A 26,211-nucleotide genomic window follows, 5' to 3' on the forward strand; every position below is an offset into this window, starting at 1 on the left:
AGTCCTTTATGAAGGAATAGAATGAATCGAAATCTTATCCACCTCTGAGGTAGCTTCATCTAAAACCAAAATGGGTTGATTCTTCAAGACTGCACCCTACAAACTAATGACAATATAATTTTGACTTTTTTCCGAGATGTCTATAATAAAGGGGCTTTTACCCGTGGCTCTTTAAGGTTTTGGGTATTATGCTTAATTTGCCACATATTATATCACATCTATGTGTGCATCAAAAAATTGTCTATAAGAGTTAAAACTGAATATGGCAATCTCTGATATCCTCGAAGAACCACAGCTTTTACGTCTAAATCGCTGGTTTAGTGGGCTGCGTGGCGATTTGACGGGTGGACTAACAGCAGCAGTGGTAGCATTGCCTTTGGCTTTAGCCTTTGCAGTAGCTAGTGGTGTGGAACCAAAGGCGGGACTTTATACCGCTATTGTGGCGGGAATCGTCGCAGCAATTTTTGGTGGTTCGCCAGTACAGATTACAGGGCCGACAGGTGCAATGGCTGTGGTTCTGGTGGGAATTGTCGCCAAGTACGGCCTTGAGAAAGTTTGGATTGCTGGGGTAATGGCTGGAATTATCCAGATTGCCTTGGGAGTTGCCAAACTTGGACAGCTAGTGAAGTTTATTCCCTATCCAGTGACGGCAGGCTTTACCAATGGTATTGCCGTGATTATATTTTGCGGTCAATTAAATAATTTCTTTGGTTTACGACTACCACGTAGTGAACACTTTTTGCCGGGACTTTGGCAAAGTTTAACTCATGTAGAAGCTCTAAATTGGGCTGCTGTTGGGTTAGCAATTGTGGTAATGGCAGCCAACATTTTATGGCCTAGGATTAATACGACAATACCGGGTTCTTTAGTGGGGTTGGTGTTGGCAACGGGGATAGCAACTTATTTTCATCTGGATGTACCCACAATTGGGAGCATTCCGCAATCTTTACCAATGCCTCAAGGCATTCCCCACTGGAATGATTTTAGTGTGATTCGAGAACTGATTAATCCGGCTTTGGCTTTGGCTGCACTGGGAAGTATTGAATCGTTACTGTCGGCGGTAGTGGCTGATGGGATGACAGTGAGCGAAAAACACAATAGCGATCGCGAATTAATTGGTCAAGGATTGGCAAATATTATTATCCCATTTTTTGGCGGCATCCCGGCAACAGGTGCGATCGCTCGGACTGCTGTCAATGTCCGTTCTGGCGGCAAAACCCGACTATCTGGGGTAATTCACGGCGTTGCTTTAGCCATTATCGTTTTAACTTTAGCACCCCTAGCAGAACAGATTCCCTTGGCAGCACTTGCTGGCATTCTGATGGTAGTTAGCGTGCGGATGATTGAGTGGGAAGCCATTGGTTTATTGATGCGTGCTACCTACTCTGATTTTGCGGTGATGATTCTCACCTGGCTAGTAACAATCTTATTTGATTTAGTTCTCGCTGTAGAAGTAGGATTGATTGCAGCCGGAGCATTGTTCATCAAACGGATGAGCGATTTAAGCCTAGTTAAAATACCTGAAACTGAAGTATTTCCCCCTGGTACTCCTCTGGAATTAGGTAAGGAAATTGCGGTTTATCGCGTAGATGGCCCCGTATTTTTTGGTGCTGCTGAACGCTTTGCTACCTTCCTCCGCGATGAACCGGAAGTGAAGTATTTAATTCTCCGGTTGCGCTTTGTACCAAATATGGACACAACTGGATTAGTAGCTTTAGAGGATATTTACCACGACTTAGAACGGCACAATTGCCGCTTAATTCTCACAGGCTTACAACCCGAAGTCAAACAACTATTAGAACGAACAGGGTTGTTAAAAACAATTGGCTTATCAAATTGTTTTGAAACAACGACAGATGCGATTTGCTCTATCTCTCCTCAGATTCGAGAATGTTCTCAGCCTGTAGCGGCTGCTTTGAAAACAAAAGAATTGATGGAATTAAAGGAGTGATACCGTTTATTTGTGTTTGAAGATGCCTCTATAAGCCTGTAGAGGCAATTCATGTAGACGCGGAGCATACTCTACGAGTTCTTCAACGGATTACCCGCAGAGTATTGCCCCTACATGAATAAGGCGCAGGATCGCATGGAATGGGTATCAATACTTCTCGGTTAAAGGTTAAAGGGGAAGGGGCAAAGGGAAAGAAAAAACCTTTAACCCTTCCCCTTTAACCTTTTTCCAAAACCTGATTCTGAATTAAAAATGCTTAACCGAGAAGTATTGGAATGGGTATAACCAAAATGTATTGATCTATACTCACCTAAAGCTTGATATTTATTCTATATTTCATGAGATTATGAAAAGAATATGAGAATATTTAACGACAAAGTAAATGACTCCCCCAGAAAAAAAACCTAGCTTACCAGAGGTTCACCGTAGTATTGGAGTTCCTAACAGCAGCAGCTTTTGGCGCAAGATGATGGCTTATACAGGGCCGGGGTATCTGGTTTCAGTCGGATACATTGATCCTGGAAATTGGGCAACAGACATCGCTGGGGGATCAAAGTTTGGGTACACTCTATTAACAGTGATTTTGCTGTCGAACCTGATGGCAATATTACTCCAATCATTATGTGTACGTTTGGGAGTTGCTACAGGGCGAGATTTGGCACAGGCTTGTCGGGACTATTTCAGCCGAAGGGTAAGCTTTTGTTTGTGGGTACTGTGTGAAATTGCGATCGCAGCTTGTGATTTGGCAGAACTACTAGGAAGTGCGATCGCACTGCAACTTTTATTCGGTATTCCCTTAGTATGGGGTGTTTGCATCACAGCAGTGGATGTCCTACTATTGTTATTTTTGCAACATAAAGGCTTTCGCTATACAGAAGCCCTAGTAATAATGCTGGTAGGAACAGTAGGCATCTGTTTTACAGCCGAAATTCTGTTTTCTCGCCCTGATATGGGGGGGATTTTATTGGGATATCTGCCCAAGAAAGAGATTTTACAGAATCCAGAAATGCTCTACATTGCTATTGGTATTTTAGGGGCGACAGTGATGCCTCACAACTTATATTTACACTCCTCAATTGTACAAACCCGTAATTGGCAGCCTAATACTGAAAAAAGATGGGAAGCAATTAAGTTTGGTACAATTGATTCAACTTTTGCTTTATCTTTAGCACTATTTATCAACTCAGCAATTTTAATTGTGTCTGCCGCAACATTTCATTTTTCTGGTAATCAGCATGTGGCAGAAATTCAAGATGCTTATAAATTACTTTCACCATTGTTAGGAGTTAGTGCTGCCAGTGCTATTTTTGGCATTGCTTTACTTGCTTCTGGACAAAGTTCAACGCTAACTGCAACTCTGGCAGGACAAATTGTTATGGAAGGCTTTTTACAATTTCGCTTTCCATCTTGGTTACGCCGTTTAATAACCCGTCTGATTGCCATCATTCCAGCGTTAATTACTATCATTATTTTTGGTGAAAATAGTACAAGCAGTCTGATAGTTTTCAGCCAAGTTATCCTCAGTTTACAGTTACCATTTGCAGTGATTCCATTGGTAATGTTTACGAGTAATCGCCGCTTGATGGGTGAGTTTGTGAATCCCTTGTGGTTGAAATCATTAGCCTGGTTAGTTGCTATTGTTATCGTAGGTTTAAATGTTTGGTTGCTATTACAAAGTATTTTGGGATGATTGTCATCAGCTAACAGTTAAGATGAAATAAAAGATGCGTAGCGATTCAATGTCATGCTGCAATTGGAAAAAGTTAGACCTATAAACCATAGCAATCGCTTGGACTATTACGCTAAATGTCTTTAAAGATCAACAAAAATGAGCATTATCGTCTTCGGCAGCATAAATATAGACTTGGTAGCAACAACGCCCCGGTTGCCAGTCCCAGGAGAAACGTTGCTAGGAGAAAAATTTTTTAAAGTTTCGGGAGGTAAAGGAGCAAATCAAGCTGTAGCATTAGCAAAACTGGGAATTCCTACCCAAATGGTGGGGCGTGTCGGTGCAGATGATTTTGGTGTGGAACTTGTCAAAAATTTGCAATCATCTGGTGTGCAGATTGGTAATATTTTTGTAGATGAAACTGTTAATTCTGGAGTTGCTATTATCGCCGTAAACCATGCTGGGGAAAATCAAATTATTGTAATTCCTGGTGCAAATGGGCGTGTCAATCAAGAAGATGTAGAACGATTGTCGCAGTTATTACCAGAAGCGACAGCACTACTTTTACAATTAGAAATTCCGATTACTACTGTGATTGCAGCCGCTAAAGCAGCAAGAAAAAGCAAAATTAGGGTAATTCTCGACCCAGCACCCGCACAATCTAATTTCCCAGATGAACTTTATTCATTAGTGGACATTATTACACCCAATGAAGTTGAAGCCGCGCAGCTAGTGGGTTTTCCTGTGGATGGAGAGGAACAAGCGGCAAAGGCTGCTGAAGTTTTATTACAACGGGGAGTGAAATGTGCGATCGTTAAACTTGGTGCTAAAGGTGTTTTTTGTGCCACTGCTGAGGAAAAGTTTTTTGTCCCCGTCTTTCCAGTTCATGCAGTTGACACAGTAGCAGCTGGCGATGCTTTTAATGGTGGCTTAACGGCGGCACTTTTTGCAGGACTTTCTTTACATCAAGCAGTTGTTTGGGGCGCAGCAGCAGGTGCTTTAGCGACGACAAAATCAGGCGCACAAACTTCACTACCCGATAGGTTTACATTTGATGCCTTTCTTAGGGAAAAGGCATCTGTCAGAGATTAAGTAAGTAAGCCTAAATAATTGTCGTTGAAATAAGGCAATAAGCAACAGGCAATAGGTATAAGGGTTTTAGCCAATCCCTTCTAGCTACGAGCAATTGCAATCTGAGCAACGTCAAAGTCTTGTAGCCGAGTCATGTTTCCACTGTTCTTATCTACGCTATACACAGCATTAGGTGTTTCATACCTCATAGCTCCAAAGGCAAGGAGTTGACCTGTTGCAGAGCAAACTAAGCTTTGTAAGCCATTATTCCATTCTTTACCATCAACTTTCAATTGTGCCAGTCTGATTGGCTTTTTTTGATTTGAATCTAGCTGCACCAAAGTTGTATCACCATGAAATCCAACTAAAGAAGTATAGAGTTTTCCATCTGGACACTCAGCTAGATTGCTAACCCGCTCATCGTTCGGGAATTTAATCTTATTAATAGAACTTATTTCTCCTGTTTGAAGGTTAATATCTACCAATAAAATTGGTGGTGTACCGTTCTTTTTACCTACTAGACCGATGAGTCGCCCATCATTAGTGCCTAGCAAACTCCCAAGCTGTTGATTCTGTTTAAGTCCTGAGACTATCAAAGTTTTTATAGGCGTACCCAAAAATGTAATCCGAGTAGGTGTTGCCAGTTTCCTACTAATCGTAACAGGAGTAGTGGCTACAACAAGTGTGCCATCGCTTAAAGAAGTGAAGCCACTTATATTTAATATCTCACCAGGCTCTGCTAAAGGCGTACTATTTGCAAGTACCTGACTATTTCCTGTAGTTAAGGATTGCAAAACAAGTCCTACAGGCTTAATATCTGTGGATACATTGTTTGGGGCAGTGCTATCTAATTCAGTGGTGTTTACCTCTGGAATAACCGCTTTGTCTGTGGTGATGATAGAGCCAGAAGTTATACCGACAATATTATTTAAACTTGGATTTAAACTTGGTGTTTGCGCCAAGGCTTTGTTGGTTAAATAACTAAGCCCAGATACTACAGTTCCAGCAATTGCCAACTGGCCAAACTGCCGACGTGAGAGCTTGGAATTCATATTTCCACTCCTAGAATTAATGACTTTTATTAAGTTAAACGGGTAAGGCTAAAATATTCGCGTCCAGGTTGCTACTGAAGGTGTCCCATTGTTGTCACTAATAAAAAGCATGTACCACCCTGGCGGCGCTATGTTTCGATTGTTTGTTACCGTGACATTCAGAGAAGTAGAGTTTCTAGAATTAATCGGCACATCTACTATTCTTTGTTCTGTATCGCAGGAATGAGTGGTTGCCATTGGTCTAATCAGACTAACCCATTTAATATTCCTGGCTTGGGGTGTCTGAATCGTAAATTGCACTCCGTAGCTCAATGTTTGAGGAGCGCTCTGAATAATTGGTCGTGACCGCGACATATACGCAGGACTGTAAATTTCTAATCGCAGTTCATTAACAGTTCGTTGAGGGTTCCCCCCAGCTGCAACTACCCTACCATCTGGCAGCAGCAAGGCCACAGAGTGATATACGCGAGGGACACCTTGTTTAGCTACTACTGTCCAGGTATTTGTGGCTGGATTGTAGATTTCTGCTGGCAGCATTGATTGTGTTGTGTCCTCACTCATTTTGCTACCATTACAAACAAAGACTGTGCGATCGGGCAACAAAACAGCGCTGTGATGCATCCGAGCATAATTTAGAGACTTTGCTGCTACGTAAGTTGGATTAGTAGCTTTTAAATCTACAATATTTACCCTGTTTGTTGCTGTAGTACTACTACCCCCACCGATAATCATAACTTTTTGGTCTTGTGCAGGTGGTAAAAGCACACTAGCAGCTTGATTACCGAAGCCTGGGTTTTGCAGCCCTGGCACCACTTTTTCTGTAATGGATTGCGTAAATGTATCTGGCAGGGTTAGTATCGTTGGCGCTACTCCAGAGTTATCGCCCATCTGGGCACCTGAATAAAAAATTTTCCCACTACTTAATAGAAACAATTGTGCGTATGCCGGAAAGGGGCTAGTTATTGGAAAAGCGTTCCAACCATTTGAAAATGTAACAGAATAAATTTCTGGTTGTCTGTTGAGCTTGCCATCTTTATCCGGCCCGGACAGTGCAAAGATCCGACCGCTGCCTAGTGTTAACACAGTAGGATACCAACGGCCATTATTCATTGATGGGATCTTGACCCATTTCTCGGTAATGGGATCAAACAGTAGAGCAGAGGGTGAACCATAAAATGGGTCATAGCGCAGAGTTCCACCCGCAACCATTAACAGACCCTCAGAGCGGAAGGAGTGACCAGCGCAAAAAAGGTCAATAGGTTGATTATTACTATCTAATGGAGGTGCTTGATGGGTAAAGGTTCCCTTGTTTACATCCCAAACCACACTGTCGTAGGGAGTATTTAACCGAGTGGGATCGTTACCTGAACCACAGAAAAAGAATATCTTACCAGTACGAAGGAGGGCGGCATGTATGGGTATAATTGGGGCTTTGTAAGACAATACTTGCCATTTGTCTGTAGCAGTAGCCTGAGCTATGAAAGTCCCTAAATCTGGTTCCTCTAGAAGGTTATTTCTTCTGTTAGTTTGAGTCACTTTATTTACAATAATTACTACGTAAATTTTAGGTTTTTCTTCTTTAAGTAATTTATTCCTAAACTTATATTCATAGAAAGACTTCTTTATACTTATTAATGATATTAAGATCCGATATTATTATTAATAAGCTAAAGTAAAATTTATTTAGTCAATAGTAATTATGCTGTAAATCATCCAGGCTGCTTAGTATTGAATTAATCTCTGTACTTGGTTCTTGGACAAAGGTATATAATACCGTAATCCATATCATATAAGCATTTTCGGGCTTGGCACTAGATATAGCTGGTTTAAAAAGTGTGTTTCTAAAATAGATTTATGAATAGGTTTTAAATACTATTACTTCTTAACATTAAACTTGAAAATTATGGTTTGATGTGATACAAGGCACGTTAGGTAAAAAATCAAAATATCGCTAAATCCTCATTAAGCCTTTTAGTAAATTAATTAGCAATTTATTACAGCAGATACAGATATTAAAGTCTGGAAAGTAAGCAGTTTTTTAGAAAAGCAATACCTCCTTGGTTATAGATGTAGCAAAGCGATCGCAAGTTTGATACGATTAGCTTGTAAGAATTCCCAAAGCAAGATTGTCACCATGAGCAACTCGACTCCGATGGATGACGAAAAAAATCTCCCTAAGAAAAAGGGGAGGACACTCCCTCCGAAGCTCATCATCTGGCTGGGAAAATTTGTCTGGACGACTATGTGGCAAATAATGATGTCGAAGCTTGCTCCTAGCAATCAGTCGGGAGCATATATTCGTCCTAATAGCCAGTTTCGCAAGTTCATTGGTACAGAAGAAGGAAATCCATACCCACCAGCAGCAGGACGCTACAAACTCTATGTTGGGTTGGGTTGTCCTTGGGCGCATCGAACCCTGGTTGTGCGATCGCTCAAAAAGCTCGAAGCGGTAATATCAGTATGTATTGTCTCTCCTTCTCCCATTGAAGGCGGTTGGATATTCAATGATGAAGTTGAAGGTTGTCGTACACTAGCTGAATTTTATCAACGGGCTGAACCTGGTTACAGTGGACGCTCAACAGTTCCAATTTTATGGGACAACCAAACAAAAACTATCGTTAACAATGAGAGTTCAGAGATTATCGTCATGCTGAACTCGGAATTTAACGAGTTCGCCAACAATCCCACACTGAATCTTTACCCAGAAGCACTCAAAGAGAAAATTGACTGGTGGAATGAGAAAATTTATCACGCGGTAAATAACGGTGTGTATCGCTGCGGTTTTGCCCAAACCCAAGAAGCATACAATCAAGCCTGTAATGAACTGTTTGCGACTCTCGATGAGATTGACATTGCATTGCAAACTAGTCGATATCTGTGTGGAGATAATCTCACGCTTGCAGATGTCCGTTTATTCACGACGTTGTTTAGGTTTGATAGTGCCTACTACGGGTTGTTTAAGTGCAATAGGCAGCGAATTCGAGACTATCACAACTTGGGAGCTTACTTAAGGGATGTATATCAGCTTCCCGGTGTAGCTGATACCTGCGATGTCGAGAGTGTGAAACGAGACTACTACGGGAACCTCTTCCCACTCAATCCCGGTGGGATTATTCCTGATGGGCCTGATATGTCTTATCTTTATGAACCATCTGGGCGCGATCGCATCGGCACACTGAATGCTTCATAATGTACATTGAGAACTGATACCTCGATGGCTGCATTCTGGAGTTGGTGTGATTGTGAACCAGATTAATCGAGTTGCAATTGTTGGTGGAACTCATGGCAATGAGTTTACTGGGGCCTATTTAATCGAAAAATTTGCTCAACTTCCCGACTTGATTACTAGACAAAGTTTTGAGACAGTTACTTTGCTGGCAAATCCTAACGCTTTTGCCGCCGGGAGGCGATATTTAGAGAAGGATTTAAATCGCTGTTTTCTTCAGCAAGATTTACAAGATCCAACTCTTAACAGTTACGAAGAATTGCAAGCTAAATCAATTCAGGACATTTTAGGATCAAACAGAAATAAACAAGCAGATTTTATCTTAGACTTACACAGCAGTACTGCTAACATGGGTCTGACAATTATTTTGGTAAATAGTCATCCCTTAAACTTGCAATTGGCTGCTTATCTCAGTCAGATTAGCCCTTTGGTGAGGATTTATCGCTGCTCTTTTAAATCAATTGCAGAAAATCCATTTGTAAATTCCCTGTGCGAATTAGGCTTTGCGATCGAGGTTGGCCCTATTGCCCAGGGTATATTAAAAGCGACGTTGTTCCAACAAACAGAAGAACTTGTTTATGCGGTTCTCGACTATCTAGAACAGTTTAATCAAGGTAAAATTTCATCAACTAATGAAACGTTGATTCTCTATGACCATTTATCAGTTGTGGACTATCCAAAACAACAGGATGGGAAAATCTTTGCGATGATTCATCCAGAGCTTCAGGACAAGGATTACCAAGCCTTGAACCCAGGAGATCCAATATTTATAACCTTTGATGATAAAACAATTGTTTATGATGATGAATCTACCGTTTGGCCGATTTTTATTAATGAGGCAGCTTACTACGAAAAGGGAATTGCAATGTGTTTTACTCAAAAACAGCAAATCAATATCTAGTAGGATGTTTAAAATTTTTTGTATAATCGCTTTTTATTGAAACTAATGATATAGATTGAGCATCATAATCTAGAAAATATGCTGATCTAATTTATAATCTCTGTAGCTGGTGCGATGTCTAATAGCGGGTCGTAGTCACTTCTAAGGAATAAAGTTGCAGGTTATTAAATCTGTCTTCCTAAGACTTAATTTACGCTTAAAATTATCCAAATACTTAAACTCATAATGAAAACGAAGCTACGAGGAAACAAACCAATAGCCAGTCTTTCTTTAGACTTGGATAATGTTTGGTCTTTTCTAAAAAATCAGGGCGCTCCTGGTTGGGAAACTTTTCCCTCTTACTTAGATATTGCAGTCCCTCGTTTCTTAGATATTTTTCAGCAGTGGAATGTGACAATCACAGTCTTCATTGTGGGTCAGGATGCAGCCTTGGAAAAGAACACTAAGGCATTACAAGCGATCGCTAACGCTGGTCACGAAATAGGTAATCATTCATTTTACCACGATCCTTGGCTACACCTATATTCAGAGGATGAAATTGAACAAGAAGTGGCGTTGGCCGAACAACATATCAAGCGCGTTACTCATCAACATCCTATCGGCTTTCGGGGGCCTGGATACAGTTTTTCGCCTGCGGTATTGAAAGTCCTAGCACGACGGGGATACGAATATGATGCTTCAACTTTTCCCACATTTTTGGGGCCCATAGCACGAGCTTATTATTTAATGACCTGTAAACTGAGCAAGGAAGAACGCAAGAAACGCGAAGCCTTGTTTGGCGGTTTTAAAGACGGTTTGCAGCCTTTAAAACCTTACCAGTGGAAGATGGGTAAGGATAAATTGACTGAAATTCCCGTTACCACCATGCCAATTTTCAAGGTGCCAATTCACTTCAGTTACATAATGTATATAAGTACATTTTCTTCTGAAGCTGCGTTACTATATCTCCGAATTGCCCTATGGCTGTGTAAACTTACACGTGTCCAGCCTTCTTTGCTATTCCATCCTACAGACTTTGTAAGTCAAGAGGATGTGCCAGAGTTATCATTCTTCCCTGGAATGAGTCTCCCCACCTACAAGAAACTGGCGATAGTGAACAAAAGTTTGGAAATTATATCCAGTCAGTTCAATGTTGTAACTGTTGGGCAACATGCAAAATCCGTAGCTGATGCCCATAAGATACCAGTATTAGTGCCTCAGAAGAGGTAAAAATATAATTTATGCGATTGATTCAATCCAATTTGTATCCTTAATACAGGCAAAATCAACTTTGACCTGTTTCAGTTTTGAAACCAGCTGACATTTGCTAGCAAGAATGTGTAAAGTAATTAAAAGTAAATTACTATCTCTAATCTTTAGCACATCTATCTATGGTTAGAAAAACTCAACGCCTTTTGCTGCTAGTTATTTCCTGTAGTATAACTGGTGTAATTTTGGGAGGTACTGCTGCTTGGGCAGAAAGTAATCTCTGTTTGGAAGACAGTAAAGTTACAAGCGACTGTCTAACTCAAGATCCGATCCAAAAAACTATCCAAGGAATGAGTACCGGATTGTTAGCTGGGGCTGGGGCCGCTTGCGGTGCAGTATGGCAGTTAAGGCATGAAGATTGAGCGTGAACTACCTACTACTAACTCGTATTATCGGGTTAGTGGTAGGTAGTTTGCTAATTGGGAAGATCAGTCTTTTTTTGACGGAGAGAATTATAGCTAATTCGGAAGAGGGTTGCATTACAAAAACTGGGTACGGAAAAATTTATGTTGAAGTTGGGCGGTCAATCATCCCGATCTATATGGCTTTGGAAGAATACCGATCTATTAATGCACGGGCAAATTTCTGGTGTTGTTCAGCTAGATATTGAGGAGAGATAAACTGAGCATTGCCCATGAAGCGGTACATCCAGCGACAAAACTCCTCCAGCGATCGCTCAGGAAGTTTAACAATATAATCTACGTAAGTAGGTTTGCTATGTGTCTTATTCATAAGTCTGGGTTAATCGCCTGAATTGGTGAACGAAATAATAAGCTTTTTGGTCACTTACGTTGTTTTATTGACAAAATATCACCCCAGATATACATTGCTGAAACTATTACTGTAAAAGGGGTCATGACGAAATACGTGTAAAATGGGACACGTTGTAAAGAAGAATTACAGAAAGCACTTTCTCGATTTACTAACTTGCCCAAAAATGATGAAGAAGCTTTTTACATTTATGACCGTAGAATCGACTTTTCACCCTTGCCACTTCATCAAACTTGCCCATAAATGATTGTTTATGGGCAAGCTTGAGGCATTGAAAGCGGTGAAGAGTTGATTTTAGTGTGCAAAACTTTGATTGCCCCAATACCATTTATGGGCAAGTTGGTAAATCAATAAAACACGTTCCGCAACATTTGACCCCGTTGTGGATACAGTGATGCGAAATCTTCATCCTGATAAAACATCCCAAGTTCATCACGCAAGCGCATATATAAATTACCTTTTGGAAATGCGGCTTTGGCTACACGTACCGTTTCATTGGGAATAGGAGGAATTTCTTCAGGATGTAAACACATATACTGCCTCCAAACGTATTTCCTCTAGTTTATTGATAATTGAGGCAGCTAACTTAATTTTTTTCTTCCTGTGTAATACACGGGAAGGGATATCTATCTTCTCGATGTATTACACGGGAAATCCGCCGTTTTTATGTTAAGTAATATTTCGCCAACGGTATCGGTATCCCGGCTGAACCTTATATAGTCCTGCTACCCGACCACGGTGATGCCTTTCACCGACGACTTAACTTTTTTAGCTACCATTATTTCTAACTTTTGATAGACTATTTTATTTTGATTGATCTATCAAAAGTTGGGATAATATTTTTGTATGATGAGTAGGATTAATTTAAGACTTAATCAGGCATTTTTATTGCAAAACTGTGATTTGAAAAGGGGATAAAAATACTTAAAAATCAAACATAGCAACGCGCAGAGAAATATCAATTAGAGCGCGTAGAGCGCGAATGCTTTTCATCTAATCTCTGTGATAAAAATGTTATTGTCTGTCCAAAATGCTAAATTTTGGAAAAATACTCACCTGGGTTTAGTAATCAGAAAACTTGATAATTTACTGAGTTTAATAAGAGAGGCATTATGAAGAAGTTAGTGTCTAATTTACCAAGCCATTTGATTTTGTTCTTAGTAATTATGGCTCCATCTGTAGTGGTTTCTGAGCTAGTACAAGCTGCAAACTCTAATCAAAATATTCCAGTTAAGGAGGCTATGAACCCTGTAGATACTATTAATTTTTCCTCTAGTTTAAGTGAAAAGATACAAGCTATTACAGGAAACAGACAAACTGTAGCAGTTGATCCACACAAACCTCAGCTACTAGCGCGAAGACCAAGATTTCGCTTGTTTGATAATGGTCCTAGTTTCGTACAAAACCAACCCTATCAAGCTAATCAACAAGGTAATCGTCCTTCAGCATTAGAAACTTTTCAATCTTTGATACATTAAAGTTTAGTGGATGAGAAAGCATAATTAATTTAGAAAAAACTGATGATTCTAAATTAATTATGCATCTAAAATATTGTCGAAACTCACTGTTTAAACTTATGAAATCGGAAGCTAGACAGGTTCAATTTGTGGTTAAAACTTCTAAGCTTTGTAACTTACGCTGTCGCTATTGTTATGAATACTTAGAACTAGGTGATAGAACAACAATTGCGCTAGAACAACTGGATAAAATGTATCATCACATTGCTAATTATTATAGTCAGATTGACTTGAAAACAGAAATTCAGTTTGTTTGGCATGGTGGAGAACCACTCTTGCAATCACCTGATTATTATTGGCGTACTTTTGACCATCAGCAACAGATTTTTGGAGAACTGGCAAGTTCTGTTACTAATGTAGTTCAAACTAACCTGACAACACTTAACAAAGAAAGTATCCGATTATTATCCGAGGGATTTGATGGTGTCGGTGTTTCTGTTGACTTATTTGGAGGTCTACGTGTTAAGCAATCAGGAGTTGATTCTTTATTAACAGTTTTAAAAAATATGGATCGCTTACTAAATGCAAATGTTTCCTTTGGATGTATTACTGTTTTAACTAAATTAAATTTATCTTATCTTCAAGAGATTTTTAAATTTTATGAAAAGATGAAGCTTCATTTTCGGATTTTACCACTATTCAATGGAGCTTTTGAAGGGCAACATCAAGGATTTGAAATTACTCCACAAGAAGTTCTGCAAGCTTTTTGCACTCTTGTAGATATGTGGATGGAAAGCCAAAATATGGTAATGATTTTGCCAATTATGGAATATATAGAAATAATTCTTCGTCACTATAGCTCTGATTCTCAACTATATTTTTACGATAAGACGGAATGGGAATCAATTTATGTAGTGAATGTTAATGGTGATATTTATAGTTATGGAGATGCTTATAAACCAGAATTTTGTCATGGAAATTTATTTCAAAGTCCTTTAGAAAATATTATTTTAAGCCCTGTACATAAAAAAGTAATATCCGCAGCAGAAGAACGCATGATGTCTGTCTGTACTTCCTGCCAATATTTTGGAAGTTGTAGCGGTTATCCAATGGCTGAAGAAGCTATTATTAATAATCAATTTGATGAAGAAGGCAATATTGATTGTATCATCGAAAAAGGAATTTTAAAACACATAGAATCACGTTTAATCCAATCGGGTATTATTGAACCAATTTCTCGAAAAATCAATATTGAACAGCCAAAGCAATTCCCAGTAGTTTCAGCATTAGACTGTCCGTTATAAAAAAATACTTTTAATTAGGTAAACATAGAAGTTTTTAGGTAATCTTTGTGATAATTACAAGTGAAAATTTAAATTTAAAAAAAAGCATCCAAATTTTTTATCCCATCAATTCTGGAGGAAATAATCCCAGAATTAGGCTGAGTTCCGGAACATTCCAAAAAATCGAATTAGAAGACGATAAAGTTAAATATCGCAGTGGTGCTTTTCTACCCAAAGAACCTTGGAGACAAACGAATACAACAGAATATAACCTGCTTTTTAGCAATGAAGCTATGTCCAAACCGAAGACATGGGATATCGGTTCACATATAGCTATAGTTCGCATTCCCGAATATGCCTTGTTGCCTTTGGGAAAATTTAATTTTCGTTCAATAGAAACAGTAGAAGAGTATCAATCTATTGTCAGTAATCTTGAAGGTGAAAAAGCAATTAAAGAAGTTCTCAATCGTCTTTCAGATTACATTTTAAATCCTCAAAATTTAGAAATATTAGGTATTCAAGTTACTGAGCCTAATTTCAAAACTGTAACTGTTAATTATTATGGCAATTCTAACGAAAAACTGTTCGTTGGTATGCACCTTGATAGTTGGGATAAAGCACCATTGAGACGCAGACATAAATCCCGAAATAGAATTTGCATTAATTTAGGGCAAGAAGATAGATTTTTTTTGTTTATTAACCTAACTCTGATGGATATGTTTCGACATTTGGGGTTGTCTGAGACTGAGGATATTCATAAGCATTATAGAGGTACAGAAATAGGGTACGAGTTTATGCTGCGATATCCTTCATATCCTGTAGTTCAATTAAGAGTTGCACCAGGGGAAGCATATATTGCTCCCACTGATAATATAATTCATGAAGCTTCCACTATCGGTAATCATTATCCTGATATTACTTTGACTTTTCTTGGCTATTTTGGAATATGAAAACATTGACTCGAATCATCGTGCAGGTCTCCCGCCCAGGAGGTTCTTCTGCCAAAGCTCACCCAAGCTATAGTCTTCCGGGAGCAATGCGATTTTGTGAGGTCTGGTCAAAAACAAGCGATCGCACTGATCGTTGGTGCATTCTCCTGTTTGAGTCAGTAAAGCACTTGCAAGCGTTCTTTGGCTGTTGATGTCTTCAAGAGCTTGCCCCATCTTGGTTTCAGCCTTAGCGTGCAAATTATCTCTTTAGGCACGGTGATGCCAAGATGGAGGTATTTATTAATTGATAATAGTTCGTAATAACTCTTGAGTGGCGCGACTCTCAACGGAGTAATGGGGCTTGTGGCGTAGTAGACTGTCCATAATAAGTCGCGTACACCGGACACTACCAGCGAGAATAAATGAGGCCCTCACCCCCAACTCGTCTACCCAACAAGCATTACATATCTAGAGAATACCTTACACCAACTGAGGTGCGATCTCTTTTGATTGGGGCGATTTATGACATTTCATATCTGCGTGTGAAGCAAGTTTTAAGCACCTCATGCCAATAAAAAAAGACTGGAACTATGATAAAGTCTGCTGTTGAGTTTATTGCTCCTTTTATACATTTACAGCCAATGATTTCCATGCTTTCTGGCAAGCCAATTGTCTAACTGTGCTAACACTTAGCTGCAACGGACTGAATCGATATCTGGCTTGGGATGCAAAAAAGTAAGCATCTGGACGCATTTGCATTCTTGGTAACTTATAGAGAATAATCACAAAGAAAGCAGCTTTGGCATCTTCGTGCGAGATAATAAATATAAAATATGGCGATCGCAATCGATTTTGGTACTAGCAACACAGTCATTGCTCGTTGGAACCCTGTAACCCAGCAGCCAGAAACCCTGACTCTACCAGGTTTATCAATCAAACAAAGTCTCAATCCGCCACTGATTCCCAGCTTGGTTTATGTTGAAGACGCAACCCAAAATCAAGTCTTAGTCGGGCAACAAGTACGCGATCGCGGTTTTGACCTCAAAGGTGAAACTAGATTTTTCCGCAGCTTCAAACGCGGTATTGGTGCAGATATCCAAGGTTTCTTACCCGAATTAGATGGGCAAATTGTCACCTTTGAACAAGTAGGACAATGGTTCCTCACCAAAGTAATTGAAGAACTAGCACCCCTACAAGGTGGGTTAGATTCTCTCGTGTTAACCGTACCCGTAGACAGCTTTGAAGCCTATCGTCACTGGTTGGGGAACGTTTGTCAATCCCTTCCCGTCGAACAGGTGCGAATGCTGGATGAACCCACAGCCGCAGCCTTGGGTTATGGCTTGGCAGATCAAGAAATTCTCTTGGTAATTGACTTCGGGGGTGGAACTTTAGATTTGTCCCTTGTCCGGTTGGATCAAGGCGTGCAAGCAACTACAAAGCCGTTGGGATTTCTCCTCAAGTGGGGTAATAAGTCTCTGGCTGAAAATTCAAAACAAAAAGTTAAAACAGCCCGTGTCCTGGCGAAAGCTGGGCAAAATCTAGGCGGTACTGATATTGATAATTGGTTGGTAGATTACTTTGCCAAAACTCAAGAATTGGCAGTAAGTCCCTTGACAACACGATTGGCAGAACGGGTGAAAATTCAGCTATCAACCCAAAACCAAGCTAGTGAAGTTTATTTTGATGATGAAACATTTGAAAGTTATGAATTGGAATTAAACCGCGACACTTTTGATAATATCCTCAAAGAACACGCATTTTTTGAGTTATTGGATGAGTCGATGACGACACTGTTGCAGCAAGCAAAACGCCAAGGGATAGAACTTCCTGATATTAATGCCGTTTTGTTAGTTGGTGGAACAGTGCAATTACCAGCAGTGCAGACATGGATAAAACAGTATTTTGAGCCAGAAAAAATCCGTTGCGAACGTCCATTTGAAGCGATCGCTCAAGGTGCATTACAGTTAGCTCAAGGGATACAAATCAAAGACTTTCTTTACCATAGTTATGGTATCCGCTACTGGGATCGCCGCAATCAGCGTCACAAATGGCATTCTTTAATTAAAGCTGGACAGGCATATCCAATGAGTCAACCAGTAGAATTAGTTCTAGGTGCTTCTTTGGAAAATCAGCCCAGCATTGAACTAATTATGGGAGAATTGGGAGCAGATACGGGTAGTACTGAAGTTTATTTTGATGGCGATCGCTTAATTACTCGTCGTCTGGACAATACTGAAACCAGCGTCAAGCCTCTCAACGATCAAGAAGGCGCGAGGACAATTGCTCAACTGAAACCAGCAGGATATCCTGGAAGCGATCGCATCAAAATTCTCTTTCAAGTTGATGAGCAACGCTTTTTGCGAATCACCGTTGAAGACTTGTTAACGAATGATACGCTTTTGGAGAATCAACTTGTGGCACAGTTGAGCTAAACTATTGTGCGTTTAACTAAAAGGATTTAAAAGTGGGATACCGCAGCCATCAAAATCCCGGATGTTGCGCGTTACTAAAGTCAATTGATGAATTTGAGCAGTAGCAGCAATCATCATATCTGCTTGGGTATGTGTTTTCCCACTTAATCTTAGTTGACCTCGCAATTCACCGGAGCGTTTGGCAATTTCAATGGTGATAGGCAATACTTGACAGTTATTTTCTAAAAAACTCTCGAACCATATTTGAATTCTAGGGTTGGGCTTGAATGTCAATCCGTAAAATATTTCTTCAACGGTGATCGCACTCAAAACTATAGAGGAAACTCTTTCTGCCCATTTCTGTACACCAGAGTTAGGTTGGAGTCTTACTAATTCGCTGATAATGTTAGTGTCACAGAGAAAAGTCATCGATGGCATCAGCGAAGGGGTTAAGACGGTCTTGGCGGGAGGGTACTTCGAGGATATAATCTTCTTCAACAACTATCTGGCGTAGTTCTTTGAAAACATCAGCTAGAGAAATCTTTTCGCGCTGCTTGCGCCATGTCAAGAACTCCTCAAATATTTCAGCTTCAACAACAACAGCCACCAGTTCATTGCGGTTGTATATAAGTTGCGGTTCCTTTGTGACAGCATGAATCAGTTCAGAGAACCTCTGTTTCGCTTCTGCAATTCTCCAGTTCATTCTCTTACCTCTTTTCTTCGCAATCATGTCTATTATAGACATGATTTATGTCTATAATTTGGTATTTTCTATAGAGCGATGTCCACGACGAGCTACGCCTACGCTTCTTCTCCTTCTCATTCGAGGCGAGTTATTCTTAGCTACCCATCTTTAACCATCCAAAAACTTGATTGACGGTTAGTGCAAGTTCAATTTCTGGTAATACAGGCAAAAAATCTTCTCCCTGGAATAAGATTGGCTGTTGCTCTGGTAGAAATACCAAAATACTCAAATCATCAGGATCGAGAAACCATCCCAGGCGGCTACCATACTTTAGACAGTAGAGAATATTCCCAATTACCTTGTTGGGTTTTTGTTCTGGCGAAAGAATCTCAATCGTCCAGTCTGGTGGAAGTTCAAAATTATCAGGTACTTCACGATCAACGGTAAACGGTATGCGTCCCCACTGAAATACAGCTACATCAGGTACAATTGAGCGATCGCCAAAACTACATCGTAATTCTGGAAAGGCATAGGCAATCTTCTGATTTTCCGCAACTTCATTCACAACAGCAACGAGTTTGCCTTGCAAGCGGCTGTGTCTCCCTTTTGGCATTGGCTTAGGAATAATCTCACCGTTAATATATTCACTCGTAGGCTTTGTTTCTGGGAGTTTCAGAAACTCCTCCAGGGTAATTAGTTTAGTAGTTGAGTAGCTCATAGCTCCTAAATACCTCGAAGATGTGTTCTTACTTTAGCAAGATGTATAGACAGGTGCTTAACTCCGTGAACGCACCTGTCCATACATCAAATCCAGAATTGCAACTCTTAATTACGAATTACGAATTACGAATTAACAATTATTTATGCACCACTACTAAAGTCCCATAGCTAGCCCAGTTGTAAACATTGCGAGCTTGCTTAACAGGTAAATTTACGCAACCGTGGCTGACTGGAGTGCCAAAACGATTATGCCAGTAAGCACCGTGGATGGCGTAGCCTCTGTAAAAATACATTGTGTAAGGAACATCAGGAATATTGTAGCCCCTGCCTCGCATCCGGTGAGTGCGATACTTAGAATTAATCCGAAATCTACCTATGGGTGTGGGAGTCGATCGCTTCCCTCCAGAAATACGGTATGAATAAACAAGTTTTTTGCCTTCCCATGCACGTAACCGTTGTTCTGACAGGTCAATTTCAATCAAGCGAGGTTGGGATGTTTGGCTGATATTAGACTCAGTGATGCCATTTTCATCTACTGACGCAGCGATCGCTTTATCAGAGTGGCGATCGCCTGCTAACGGTGCTGACCAAGAAAATAAAGCCACCACCATCAGCGCCACACCTGTACAAAAAGTTTTGGAAGAACGAATCCCACCACTACGAATCCAGGATTGCATTATGCCTCACCTTCTAAAGTACGCAAAAATCATGAAGTGAAGTAATTTTCTGGAAACTACAAATTTCCAGGTTGATTACTAATTTGCTGTGAAGGATTTACGCAATTCATCCGCTAATGCTTTTCCAAACCAGTCCTAAACTAATCCGCATTTAATTAGTCATTGGTCATTTGTCATCCATTAATGACTAATAACAACTTTTACAAAAAAAATCTGTAATTTAAATGCGTCAATGCAAATTTTCCCCGCATTAATATTTGCATTTGGAGTTTCACACAGTAATTGTCAGGATTTACGCTTATTTCTTTGGGGGAAACTGGATAATACCAAATTTAGGAAAAGACTTTTAGTCCTAAATACCAAATTTAAAATCCAAAATTGGTATGAATCCCCTTTTATATATTTTATTTCAAATTCAGTAATTCCGACTCCGAAGATTCCCAGCATAAAATATTGCTGGGAATCACTCAATTGTCTTGATTTGTTGTTATTAATGATTTTTCATAGATTGCCTTTTGGCTGGTTTACCTACTATTTCTGGATGATTATTGGTGTCCCTACCGATGCCCACTCAAATAGCCATTTAGCGTGTTTAGGTGCAAGATTCACACAGCCGTGGCTCACTGGTGTGCCAAATCTTTTATGCCAGTAAGCCCCGTGAATACCGTAATTCCCTTGGTAAAACATCGCATGAGGAACGTTAGGAACATTGTAGTTTTCTCCCCGCATCCGTGTAGTTTTAAACTTGGATTGAATTTTAAAAGTACCAACAAGAGTGGGAGTAGCTTTTTTGCCGGAGGAAATAGCACTTCCATAAACCACTCTGTCACCTTCCCAAGCTATTAATCGTTGCTTTGAAAGGTCAATTTGAATCCAGCGTTGATCTGATTGTTGTAATGTCTGGATTTTTTGGGCAATTACTTGATCTTTAGAATTTGCCCAAACTTCACTAGTTCCAGTAGTAGTAAAAACACTTAAAGACAGTACTGTACCAGTAAGAAGTATTTTTAAGCGATGCACCCAGTCAGGATAAATCAGTTTTTTCATTTTAGATACACTCACACTCAAATCATGAAGTCTTGAGAAACTTATCAGGTTTCACTTTTATTCCCTATCTATTACTTTAATAGACGTGAATTTTTGATGATTTGATTCTAATTTAACCTAACTGTTGTATAAGGTTTTTTGCCCTAGATGCGATCGCTTGCCAATTTCCCTCTGTGACAAGCTTTTTGGGAAATAATTCACCGCTCAAACCGACAGCGATCGCTCCGGCTTGCAAAAATTCTTTAGCATTTTCTAGAGTGACACCGCCTGTAGGAATTAAGGGAATCTGACTTAGTGGCCCTTGCAAACTTTTAATGTAATCAGCTCCTCCCACTGCTTGTACGGGAAACACTTTTACACAACTAGCGCCCTGACTCCAAGCGGTAACAATTTCTGTAGGAGTCAACGCTCCTGGGATGATAGGTATATCTTTTTCTTGTGCTGCTTGAATCATTGCTGAGTCAACGTGGGGTGTGAAGAGGAATTGCGCCCCAGATGCGATCGCTTCTTGTAGCTGTTGCACATTGAATAACGTGCCAGTACCAATGATACAGGCTGGTAATTCTGAGCGTAGTTGACTGATTAATTCTCCAGCGCGATCGCTATTCCAGGTAATCTCAATCAGATGCATACCCCCAGATGCTACAGCCATTGCCATTTCGTGTCCCACTTCGATTTTAGGGGCGCGGATAACTGCGATCGCACGATGTTTTTGCAATTGTGATAACCAAATTTCATTAGGCATTTTGACTGGGAATTAGGGATTAAGGACATTCCAGTGAGGTGTTTTAGCGCAACAGCGTAACGCACCTGTTATCTGTAGGCGACGCATTAGGCTTAACCCCGTAACTACTGGATAAATTTTCTGGAAGTCCCATGAGTCCAATACAAACCTAACCCTATCTGCAAGAGCAAGTACTCTCTATTCTGAAGATATGCAAGATGGGTTAATAGTAGCTAGCTAATTTAAGAATTGTGAATAGTTTAAAAAAGGCTAGAGACTGCATCTAAGCTGTCTCTAGCCTTAATTTACTTAATGGGCAGTACCAGACTCGAACTGATGACATCCTGCTTGTAAGGCAGGCGCTCTACCAACTGAGCTAACCGCCCTTTTGACTAATCCTTAACTAATATAGCAGAAGATTTTGCATTGCGCTAGTAGTTTTGGGAAAATCTTTTTTTCTCTTATACTGGCTCAGTATTAAGTTACTCAGCACGGGCTAAACGCCCCGCTATCGCTAACAGGATTTAGGATGCCCTCTGGTCGGACGCACGATCGCATTACTATGTATGCTCTGCCGTTGGTGGCGGGCATTACTTTCTGGCAGACTCGCAGTAGCAATGCAACTTTGTTGGTTGCAGGTGGGTTTCTATTTGGAGGGCTGATGTTTGGCCCCGATTTGGATATTTACTCTGTGCAATTTCAACGCTGGGGTTTCTTGCGCTGGATTTGGCTACCTTATCAAAAAAGTCTGCGGCATCGTTCTTTTTTATCCCACGGGCCGATTATTGGCACGATTCTGCGAATACTTTATCTAGGGTGTTTGCTAGCTATCTTGGCAATTTTGGTTTTGGCAATTGCCGAAAAATTATGGAATCTGAGTTTTACTTGGCAAGATTTGGGACAAACTGTGGGGCGATCGCTCCTGCAATATGATACTGAATATGTCGCCCTGTTTTTGGGGTTGGAACTTGGTGCGATGAGCCATTCTCTCAGCGATTGGAGTGGTTCGGCATACAAGCGCGTGCGAAAGCAGGGGGTTCGGGGGTTGCTTCCTAGTGGCAAAATGAAGAAGCGGAAAGTTACAAGTCGCGGTACTCGTCGAGCTACAGTTACCAGAAAGAGCAACGGCAGAACGACAAAGGACAGATGACAAATGACAAATGACAAAGTTGAGACTTTGGCAGCTTTGCAGGAATTGATTGAGGTGGTGGCGAAGTTGCGATCGCCTGATGGTGGTTGTCCGTGGGATTTGGCGCAAACTGCCGAAACGCTTACGCCTTATGTGATTGAAGAAGCTTATGAGGTAGTAGATGCAATTAAGAGTGGGGATCAGAAGGCGATCGCAGAAGAATTAGGCGATTTATTATTACAGGTGGTATTGCAAGCCCAAATCGCTAGTGAATCTGGACAATTTTCTCTTAAAGAAATAACTCAAGGGATTTCCCAAAAGTTGATTCGCCGTCATCCTCATGTGTTTGGTGATGTGTCAGTAGCCAGTGTGGATGAGGTGCGGCAAAATTGGGAACAAATCAAAGCTGCGGAAAAAGGCGAACCATCCCCAGACGCGCAAAAACTTAGTGCTAAACTCGGTCGTTATGGGCGCACCCTTCCCCCGTTGACAGCAGCGATGAAGATTTCTCAAAAAGCTGCTGCCATTGGCTTTGAATGGGAAAATATTCAGGGCGTTTGGGATAAGTTTCATGAAGAATTGGGTGAATTTCAACAGGCTTTAGCTGAGGAAACACCAGCGCGACAACAAGCAGAATTAGGCGATTTACTCTTTGCAGTTATTCAGCTAGCCCGTTGGCATAATCTTGACCCTAGTGCTGGTTTGCAAGGTACAAATCAGCGATTTGTCCAGCGATTAGAAAAAATGGAGGCAGTTGTCGCTCGCCCCCTTTCTGATTACAGTTTGGATGAGCTAGAAAATTTGTGGCAACAGGCAAAAGCCCAACTTGCCAAAGAAGGCTCATAAATTAATTTCTAATTATCCAGGACTTACGCCAACAATGTCTCAAGCCCTGATTTTCAGATAGGGGTAATTTATGAATTTCCCCTAACGCCCAATAGTAAATTAAGTACAGGCGACATCATAGCCAAGCTCGATCGTATTGAACAGGCCAGAGTTTATCGTGTCCTAACTGTTTAGCTGCCAGATGCGGCCAATAAGGATTGCGGAGTAGTTCACGTCCTAACAGCACTATATCGGATACTTCTGTGCGAATAATCTCGTCAGCGTCTTCAGGGGCTGTAATTAACCCTACGGCTCCTGTATGGATATTGGCTTCGCGGCGGATGCGTTCGGCAAACTGAGTCTGATAACCAGGTTGAATTGGGATCTTGACACCCGGTATAATTCCCCCTGATGAAGTATCAATGAGATCAACTCCTAGAGATTTAAGCTTGTCACTTAAAGCGATACTTTGCTCGATGTCCCAACCCCCATCTACCCAATCGGTAGCAGAAATACGTACCCAGAGTGGATTTGTCTGGGGCCAAACCTCTCGAACTGCTTGAACAGCTTCTATGAGCAGACGAGTCCGGTTTTCAAAGCTACCACCATAATCATCTTGCCGTTGGTTAGCAAGGGGTGAGAGAAACTGGTGGAGTAGATAACCGTGAGCAGCATGGATTTCTACTATTTTAAAACCAGCTTGCAGAGAACGTTTAGCACCTTGGATAAAGGCATCAATAACTTCCTGAATTCCCTCAAGACTTAGGGCTTCTGGAACTGGACTATCTTGGCTAAAAGCGATCGCACTACTCGAAACTAAGGGCCGCCAACCTTCCTGAGATTCATCCAGCGTTTTCCCTCCCTTACTGGGTTTGGCAGTGCTGGCCTTTCTACCTGCATGAGCAAGTTGAATCCCTGCAACAGCGCCAAAGTTATGAATCAATGCCACAGTTTTGGCTAAAGTTTCTATATGTGCATCTGACCAGATTCCCAAATCTTGCGGGCTAATGCGCCCACGCGGTTCTATAGCTGCTGCTTCTGTGAACACTATACCCGCACCGCCTACTGCGCGAGAAGCTAAATGAATAACGTGCCAATCATTAGCATATCCATTTGTACTGGAATATTGACACATGGGTGAAACGGCGATGCGGTTCCGGAAGGTAACTTCACGAATCTTGAATGGTTCAAATAGATGTGCCATTAATATTGATTCCTTCTCTTGCTAGGTGAAACAAATTGGGGAGAGATTTACAGGATGAACTCGATCGATTTTGCATGAAATAGCTAGAGATATTATACGGAGGAGATTCTAGTAGAAAAACTAGAGTAACCCAGGTAGCATTAAAGGTTGGAAATACTAATGCAATGTTCAATGATGCTTCTCGTAATACAGGCGGCTCACGAATGAGTTGCACAAGACTCATAAATCCCACCTGCTGAACAATCTATGAGACGCGCAAAGAAGGCGGAATTCTTATATGGAAAGTGTTTCGTTCATGTGGAATTGGTGGTTTATTTACGTCGTAGCACAGCAGAAGCCTGATTAAGATTTGGATAAATAGGCTTATCATCAGACTCTTGCCTCTGCAATTCCCAGATATCACATCCTACTTCTTCTTGATCCACTAATAACTGGAGATGATCTGGTAATTTAGTTTTTTGCGAAATTGTCCAATTTTCTCCATATAAACATTCTCTTTCAATTTGTCCAGAAAACATAAGTTTACTCTCCAGTAATGTCACAACTTAAGTTTAGTAACTCTTAATTTTTGAAAGACAAAGTAATAAACTCTCATCTTTCATTTTCATTCGCATTTAAAATACACTTACTATTTGTCCCTAATATTGTTTCTTAATAAAATTTCTCACTTGTGGATAGTTAATTAGCTCTTTTAGCTTCTGAGTTTTCGATTCCTTTTCTCGACCTAATTGGACTTCTTCACCGATTTAAGATTTTCCAGAAAAGACCGAGTGTGCTTAATAAAACTATATTTAATGCCACTAAATTGATTGTGAGTTCCTTGACAGTTTTATTCATAAAAGGCCTTTTTGAGATTGGAAACCCCAACCTCAAAAAAAATAAGTTGGGGTAATTCACTCATTAAGACTCCTGAATTTTCCCCTTCCCGCGTCTGGCTTGGGAAGGAGGTTAGGTTTTTGGTAGACTTTTTCATATAACGTGAAAAGTCAGGTAATAGGGCTAAAAGTTTATTTGGCACTAAATTTTGAGTTTATTGGCTAATTAAGACAATTTACCGATTAAACTACTGTAACTCGACCAGTTTACAGTGGTATGCATTTATGAGGTTTGCATAGATCTTGCTAAAAAACAAGAGTTTGTTGAGATTTATTAATATTACTCATTCAGAGAGTTAAGTCTGTGGCGAAAACTTTCTAAAAAAATAAAGAACAAGTATAATTTTTATCCTCAA

The 26,211-nt window shown here is 40.5% G+C and carries 25 protein-coding genes, 1 tRNA gene and 1 pseudogene; 13 read left to right on the forward strand and 14 right to left on the reverse strand.

Annotated elements, in window-relative coordinates; translation table 11 throughout:
* The first annotated feature begins 262 nt into the window (after positions 1-262).
* From IQ274_RS01880 to rbsK, 3 genes are all read left to right on the forward strand, one after another.
* Positions 263-1,951, forward strand: coding sequence for a SulP family inorganic anion transporter (locus tag IQ274_RS01880; protein WP_193867195.1), 1,689 nt, complete (start codon positions 263-265; stop codon positions 1,949-1,951).
* 382 nt (positions 1,952-2,333) lie between these two features.
* A complete protein-coding gene (locus IQ274_RS01885; RefSeq protein WP_193867196.1) occupies positions 2,334-3,641 on the forward strand; it encodes an Nramp family divalent metal transporter in 1,308 nt (435 codons plus the stop codon).
* A 138-nt stretch (positions 3,642-3,779) separates the two neighbouring features.
* Entirely contained in the window at positions 3,780-4,712 is a 933-nt protein-coding gene (rbsK, locus tag IQ274_RS01890) for a ribokinase (RefSeq protein ID WP_193867197.1), read from the forward strand.
* Positions 4,713-4,792: 80 nt separating this feature from the next.
* On the opposite strand, the gene IQ274_RS01895 is transcribed toward rbsK, so the two are convergent.
* Both IQ274_RS01895 and IQ274_RS01900 read right to left on the reverse strand, forming a co-directional pair.
* Entirely contained in the window at positions 4,793-5,743 is a 951-nt protein-coding gene (locus IQ274_RS01895; protein WP_163932219.1) for a hypothetical protein, read from the reverse strand.
* 48 nt (positions 5,744-5,791) lie between these two features.
* A complete protein-coding gene (locus IQ274_RS01900; protein ID WP_193867198.1) occupies positions 5,792-7,279 on the reverse strand; it encodes a galactose oxidase-like domain-containing protein in 1,488 nt (495 codons plus the stop codon).
* A 598-nt stretch (positions 7,280-7,877) separates the two neighbouring features.
* On the opposite strand from IQ274_RS01900, the gene IQ274_RS01905 reads away from it, so the two are divergent.
* From IQ274_RS01905 to IQ274_RS01920, 4 genes are all read left to right on the forward strand, one after another.
* A complete protein-coding gene (locus IQ274_RS01905) occupies positions 7,878-8,933 on the forward strand; it encodes a glutathione S-transferase family protein (protein ID WP_193867199.1) in 1,056 nt (351 codons plus the stop codon).
* 52 nt (positions 8,934-8,985) lie between these two features.
* The gene (locus IQ274_RS01910; protein WP_193867200.1) at positions 8,986-9,870 is read left to right on the forward strand and encodes an aspartoacylase; all 885 of its coding nucleotides are present in this window, start codon (positions 8,986-8,988) and stop codon (positions 9,868-9,870) included.
* A gap of 225 nt (positions 9,871-10,095) precedes the next feature.
* Entirely contained in the window at positions 10,096-11,079 is a 984-nt protein-coding gene (locus IQ274_RS01915) for a polysaccharide deacetylase family protein (protein WP_163932206.1), read from the forward strand.
* Positions 11,080-11,240: 161 nt separating this feature from the next.
* Positions 11,241-11,480 (forward strand): hypothetical protein, encoded by a 240-nt coding sequence (locus tag IQ274_RS01920; protein WP_094327835.1) that lies wholly within the window; start codon positions 11,241-11,243, stop codon positions 11,478-11,480.
* A 175-nt stretch (positions 11,481-11,655) separates the two neighbouring features.
* Here IQ274_RS01920 and IQ274_RS01925 read toward each other — a convergent pair whose 3' ends face one another.
* Both IQ274_RS01925 and IQ274_RS01930 read right to left on the reverse strand, forming a co-directional pair.
* Positions 11,656-11,850, reverse strand: coding sequence for a WYL domain-containing protein (locus tag IQ274_RS01925; RefSeq protein ID WP_163932203.1), 195 nt, complete (start codon positions 11,848-11,850; stop codon positions 11,656-11,658).
* Between the two features lie 410 nt (positions 11,851-12,260).
* Positions 12,261-12,422 (reverse strand): annotated as a pseudogene (locus IQ274_RS01930) (IS5/IS1182 family transposase); the annotation flags it as partial.
* 579 nt (positions 12,423-13,001) lie between these two features.
* Here IQ274_RS01930 and IQ274_RS01935 point away from each other — a divergent pair.
* The 3 genes from IQ274_RS01935 to IQ274_RS01945 all read left to right on the forward strand — a co-directional run bounded on the left by IQ274_RS01935 (position 13,002) and on the right by IQ274_RS01945 (position 15,579).
* Positions 13,002-13,367, forward strand: coding sequence for a hypothetical protein (locus IQ274_RS01935; RefSeq protein WP_163932200.1), 366 nt, complete (start codon positions 13,002-13,004; stop codon positions 13,365-13,367).
* Between the two features lie 98 nt (positions 13,368-13,465).
* Complete coding sequence (locus IQ274_RS01940; RefSeq protein ID WP_163932197.1) at positions 13,466-14,650, forward strand: radical SAM protein; 1,185 nt, start codon at positions 13,466-13,468, stop codon at positions 14,648-14,650.
* 47 nt (positions 14,651-14,697) lie between these two features.
* The gene (locus tag IQ274_RS01945) at positions 14,698-15,579 is read left to right on the forward strand and encodes a hypothetical protein (protein WP_163932194.1); all 882 of its coding nucleotides are present in this window, start codon (positions 14,698-14,700) and stop codon (positions 15,577-15,579) included.
* 15 nt (positions 15,580-15,594) lie between these two features.
* Here the strand turns inward: IQ274_RS01945 and IQ274_RS01950 are convergent, their stop codons facing one another.
* Entirely contained in the window at positions 15,595-15,792 is a 198-nt protein-coding gene (locus tag IQ274_RS01950) for a hypothetical protein (RefSeq protein ID WP_193867201.1), read from the reverse strand.
* A 599-nt stretch (positions 15,793-16,391) separates the two neighbouring features.
* Between IQ274_RS01950 and IQ274_RS01960 the strand changes: the two genes are divergently transcribed.
* Positions 16,392-17,990 carry an Hsp70 family protein gene (locus IQ274_RS01960; protein ID WP_193867202.1) on the forward strand — a complete coding sequence of 533 codons (1,599 nt, stop codon included), beginning with the start codon at positions 16,392-16,394 and terminating at the stop codon, positions 17,988-17,990.
* A 12-nt stretch (positions 17,991-18,002) separates the two neighbouring features.
* Here the strand turns inward: IQ274_RS01960 and IQ274_RS01965 are convergent, their stop codons facing one another.
* The 7 genes from IQ274_RS01965 to IQ274_RS01995 form a co-directional block, all read right to left on the reverse strand.
* Positions 18,003-18,407 (reverse strand): type II toxin-antitoxin system VapC family toxin, encoded by a 405-nt coding sequence (locus IQ274_RS01965; protein ID WP_228057977.1) that lies wholly within the window; start codon positions 18,405-18,407, stop codon positions 18,003-18,005.
* Complete coding sequence (locus tag IQ274_RS01970; protein ID WP_163932182.1) at positions 18,382-18,672, reverse strand: type II toxin-antitoxin system prevent-host-death family antitoxin; 291 nt, start codon at positions 18,670-18,672, stop codon at positions 18,382-18,384. The genes IQ274_RS01965 and IQ274_RS01970 overlap by 26 nt, the downstream gene beginning before the upstream one ends.
* 136 nt (positions 18,673-18,808) lie before the next feature.
* Positions 18,809-19,372: a Uma2 family endonuclease gene (locus tag IQ274_RS01975; RefSeq protein WP_193867203.1), complete on the reverse strand. Its 564-nt coding sequence runs from the start codon at positions 19,370-19,372 to the stop codon at positions 18,809-18,811.
* A gap of 139 nt (positions 19,373-19,511) precedes the next feature.
* Positions 19,512-20,051: a L,D-transpeptidase gene (locus tag IQ274_RS01980; RefSeq protein WP_163932175.1), complete on the reverse strand. Its 540-nt coding sequence runs from the start codon at positions 20,049-20,051 to the stop codon at positions 19,512-19,514.
* Between the two features lie 531 nt (positions 20,052-20,582).
* On the reverse strand, positions 20,583-21,098 hold the full coding sequence (locus tag IQ274_RS01985; RefSeq protein WP_163932171.1) for a L,D-transpeptidase: 516 nt from the start codon (positions 21,096-21,098) through the stop codon (positions 20,583-20,585).
* Positions 21,099-21,210: 112 nt separating this feature from the next.
* Positions 21,211-21,843: a bifunctional 4-hydroxy-2-oxoglutarate aldolase/2-dehydro-3-deoxy-phosphogluconate aldolase gene (locus IQ274_RS01990; RefSeq protein ID WP_163932168.1), complete on the reverse strand. Its 633-nt coding sequence runs from the start codon at positions 21,841-21,843 to the stop codon at positions 21,211-21,213.
* 292 nt (positions 21,844-22,135) lie between these two features.
* A tRNA-Val gene (locus IQ274_RS01995) sits at positions 22,136-22,208 on the reverse strand.
* Between the two features lie 143 nt (positions 22,209-22,351).
* Here IQ274_RS01995 and IQ274_RS02000 point away from each other — a divergent pair.
* Together IQ274_RS02000 and mazG are read left to right on the forward strand one after the other, a co-directional pair.
* Entirely contained in the window at positions 22,352-22,972 is a 621-nt protein-coding gene (locus IQ274_RS02000; protein WP_193867204.1) for a metal-binding protein, read from the forward strand.
* A 3-nt stretch (positions 22,973-22,975) separates the two neighbouring features.
* Entirely contained in the window at positions 22,976-23,797 is an 822-nt protein-coding gene (gene mazG / locus IQ274_RS02005) for a nucleoside triphosphate pyrophosphohydrolase (RefSeq protein ID WP_193867205.1), read from the forward strand.
* A 115-nt stretch (positions 23,798-23,912) separates the two neighbouring features.
* On the opposite strand, the gene IQ274_RS02010 is transcribed toward mazG, so the two are convergent.
* Complete coding sequence (locus IQ274_RS02010) at positions 23,913-24,980, reverse strand: NADH:flavin oxidoreductase/NADH oxidase (protein ID WP_193867206.1); 1,068 nt, start codon at positions 24,978-24,980, stop codon at positions 23,913-23,915.
* 311 nt (positions 24,981-25,291) lie between these two features.
* Entirely contained in the window at positions 25,292-25,498 is a 207-nt protein-coding gene (locus IQ274_RS02015) for a hypothetical protein (protein WP_193867207.1), read from the reverse strand.
* Positions 25,499-26,211: the final 713 nt, after the last annotated feature.

It is taken from the genome of Nostoc sp. LEGE 12447, from assembly GCF_015206985.1.
Taxonomy (GTDB): domain Bacteria; phylum Cyanobacteriota; class Cyanobacteriia; order Cyanobacteriales; family Nostocaceae; genus Nostoc.